Origin of the sequence: Pseudotamlana agarivorans, assembly GCF_001642835.1 — a bacterium.
In the GTDB taxonomy this organism is placed as follows: domain Bacteria; phylum Bacteroidota; class Bacteroidia; order Flavobacteriales; family Flavobacteriaceae; genus Pseudotamlana; species Pseudotamlana agarivorans.
Genome location: NZ_LXEI01000018.1, coordinates 1 through 682 on the forward strand (window position 1 = coordinate 1; position 682 = coordinate 682).

At 40.3% G+C, this 682-nt stretch carries 1 protein-coding gene; it reads left to right on the forward strand.

Annotation, left to right across the window (positions count from 1 at the left end; genetic code table 11):
- On the forward strand, positions 1-677 hold a 677-nt coding region (locus tag A6I66_RS14490), incomplete at its 5' end, for a formylglycine-generating enzyme family protein (protein ID WP_067150933.1).
- Between the last annotated feature and the right edge of the window lie 5 nt (positions 678-682).

Consider the following 682-nt stretch of genomic DNA (forward strand, 5'->3'; position numbering starts at 1 on the left):
TGTTTGTAAAAGGTGGCACCTTTACCATGGGAAATAACAACTACCACTACACCACACTAGAACATCCGGTTACTTTAGATAGCTACTCCATTTGTAAATTTGAAACCACTTTTATAGAATTTGATGTGTATTCAACACTAAACAACAAGGAAAAGTTAGCATTTGAATATAGAGATGTCAAAGAATTTGGCCCTAAGTATGGTGCTAAATGGATGAACTGGTACCAAGCCCAGGCCTACTGCAAATGGTTAGGCAAACAACTTAATTTACCTATTGAGTTACCTACAGAAGCCCAATGGGAATATGCAGCCCGTAGTAGAGGCCTAAATGTAGAACATGCTACGGATAATGGTAAAATTGAAGGCAGTTTTACTGAAAAAAGAAATTACCCCGCATTTGACACTATTGTTGGTGCCTATCCCCCAAACCCGCTTGGCCTTTACGACATGTCTGGTGGCAGACCAGAATGGACTAGCGATTGGTTCGTGGGCTACAGTAGTAAGCCGCAAGTAAACCCTAGATATGACACCATACATTATTATAAACAAAAAACAATTCGAGGATGGCATTTACTTAGATATTCGGTATATGATAGAGCAGGCCCTAGAGAGCCATCCAACTCCGGATCTGGAGTTGGCTTCCGCTGTGTGTGTAATCAAAAAACACCTATTAAATAGATGAT